The organism is Micromonospora antibiotica, from assembly GCF_017599305.1.
Lineage (GTDB): Bacteria > Actinomycetota > Actinomycetes > Mycobacteriales > Micromonosporaceae > Micromonospora > Micromonospora antibiotica.
Genome location: NZ_JAGFWR010000055.1, coordinates 1 through 2,865, shown reverse-complemented (window position 1 = coordinate 2,865; position 2,865 = coordinate 1). Strand labels below are relative to the sequence as shown.

At 65.7% G+C, this 2,865-nt stretch carries 2 protein-coding genes; both read left to right on the top strand.

The window, feature by feature from the left end; translation table 11 throughout:
* The coding region (locus JQN83_RS32535; RefSeq protein ID WP_244253670.1) for a 2-oxoacid:acceptor oxidoreductase subunit alpha at positions 1 to 1,844 on the top strand (1,844 nt) is incomplete at its 5' end.
* A partial coding sequence (locus tag JQN83_RS32530) for a 2-oxoacid:ferredoxin oxidoreductase subunit beta (RefSeq protein WP_208570985.1) occupies positions 1,837 to 2,865 on the top strand: 1,029 nt, incomplete at its 3' end. The genes JQN83_RS32535 and JQN83_RS32530, both read left to right, overlap by 8 nt.

Below are 2,865 nucleotides of genomic sequence, written 5' to 3'. Positions count from 1 at the left end.
CCAAGCAGATCCGTCAGTTGGACCGGGTGGTGATCCGGTTTGCGGGTGACTCGGGTGATGGGATGCAGTTGACGGGGGACAGGTTCACCTCGGAGACGGCGCAGTTGGGGAATGATATTTCGACGTTGCCGAATTTCCCGGCGGAGATTCGGGCGCCGGCGGGGACGTTGCCGGGGGTGTCGAGTTTCCAGGTGCATTTCGCTGACTATGACATCCTGACGCCGGGTGACGCGCCGAACGTTCTCGTCGCGATGAATCCGGCGGCGTTGAAGGCGAATCTGGGTGATCTTCGTCGGGGTGCGGACATCATCGTGAACACCGACGAGTTCACGCGCCGGAACCTGGTCAAGGTCGGTTACGCGGTCAGCCCCCTCGACGACGGGTCGCTGGATGGTTTTGTGGTGCATCCGGTGGCGTTGACGTCGATGACCGTCGGGGCGTTGGCGGAGTTGTCGGTGTCGAAGAAAGACGCCGAGCGGGCGAAGAACATGTTCGCGTTGGGGTTGTTGTCGTGGATGTACTCCCGCCCGTACGACTCGACGCTACGGTTCCTGGAACGGAAGTTCGCCAAACGTCCGGATCTCGTCGCGGCGAACATCGCCGCGTTCCGGGCGGGCTGGAACTACGGCGAGACCACCGACAGTTTCTCGGTGCGGTACGAGGTGAAACCCGCGAAGATGCTCCCGGGCACCTACCGCAACATCACCGGCAACGCCGCCCTGTCCCTTGGCCTGGTCGCGGCGGGGGTCCGGTCGGGGTTGCCGGTGTTCCTCGGCGCGTACCCGATCACCCCGGCGTCGGACATCCTGCACGAGTTGTCGAAACACAAGAAACTCGGCGTGGTCACCATGCAGGCCGAAGACGAGATCGCCGCGGTCGGCGCCGCCCTCGGCGCCTCCTACGGCGGCGCGTTGGGAGTGACCACGACCAGCGGCCCCGGAGTCGCCCTGAAATCCGAGACGATCTCCCTCGCCGTCGCCCTGGAGTTGCCGTTGGTCATCGTGGACGTGCAACGCGCCGGCCCCTCCACCGGGCTACCCACGAAAACCGAACAGGCCGACCTGAACATGGCCCTGCACGGCCGCCACGGTGAAGCCCCCGTCGCGGTGATCGCCGCGAAGTCACCCTCGGACTGCTTCCACGCCGCCCTCGAAGCCGCCCGCATCGCGGTCACCTACCGCACCCCGGTCATCCTGCTGTCGGACAACTACGTCGCCAACGGCTCCGAACCCTGGCTCCTACCCGACGTGCAGGACCTACCCGACCTGCGCGTCGACTTCGCGACCGCCCCCAACCACGACGACGGCGTCACGTTCCTGCCCTACCTGCGCGACCCCGACACCCTCGCCCGCCCCTGGGCGATCCCCGGCACCCCCGGCCTCGAACACCGCATCGGCGGACTGGAGAAAGCCGACAAGACCGGCGACATCTCCTACGACCCCGCCAACCACGACTACATGGTCCGCACCCGCGCCGCCCGCATCCAGGCCATCGACGTGCCCGACCTCGACGTCGACGACCCCGACGGCACCGCCCGCACCCTCGTGCTCGGCTGGGGCTCCACCTACGGACCCATCGGCGCCGCCTGCCGCACCCTGCGCCACCACGGCCAACCCATCGCCCAAGCCCACCTACGCCACCTCAACCCCCTACCGGCCAACCTCGGCGACGTCCTGGCCACCTACGACCGCGTCGTCATCCCCGAGATGAACCTCGGCCAACTCGCCCAGATCATCCGCGCCCGATACCTGATCGACGCGATCGCCTACAACCAGGTCCGCGGCCTACCCTTCACCGCCGCCGAACTGGAGACGATGCTGGAAGAGGTCTGCAAAAATGCCTGAACCCGTCGCCGTGAAACTCACCACCAAAGACTTCAAATCCGACCAGGAAGTCCGCTGGTGCCCCGGCTGCGGCGACTACGCCATCCTCGCCGCCATCCAACAATTCATGCCCGAACTCAACATCCCCCGCGAAAACACCGTCTTCATCTCCGGCATCGGCTGCTCATCCCGCTTCCCCTACTACATGAACACCTACGGGATGCACTCCATCCACGGCCGCGCCCCCGCCATCGCCACCGGACTATCCGTCACCCGCCCCGACCTGAACGTCTGGGTCGTCACCGGCGACGGCGACGCCCTCTCCATCGGCGGCAACCACCTCATCCACGCCCTACGCCGCAACGTCAACATCACCATCCTGCTCTTCAACAACCGCATCTACGGCCTCACCAAAGGCCAATACTCCCCCACCAGCGAAACCGGCAAAATCACCAAATCCACCCCCGCCGGATCCGCCGACGCCCCCTTCAACCCCCTCTCCCTCGCCCTCGGAGCCGAAGCCACCTTCGTCGCCCGCACCATCGACTCCGACCGCAAACACCTCCAAACCGTCCTCCGCGCCGCCGCCCAACACCACGGCGCCGCCTTCGTCGAGATCTACCAAAACTGCAACATCTTCAACGACGGCGCCTTCGACCAACTCAAACAACCCGACACCCGCGACGACCACCTCATCCCCCTCGAACACGGCCAACCCATCACCTTCGGCCGCAACAACCAACACTGCGTCGTCCACCCACCCCACGGATTCGGCCTCGAAATCCGCGACACCGCCACCACCCCACCCGAAAACATCATCACCCACGACACCACCATCACCGACCCCGCCTACGCCTTCGCCCTGTCCCGCCTCCCCGGACACGACCTCCGCAACACCCCCATCGGCATCCTCCGCCAAATCAACCGCCCCTCCTACGACACCCTCGTCCAACACCAAATCACCACCGCCAAAAACACCACCACCGACACCCCCGAACAACAACTCACCAACCTCCTCCACACCGGCGACACCTGGACGATC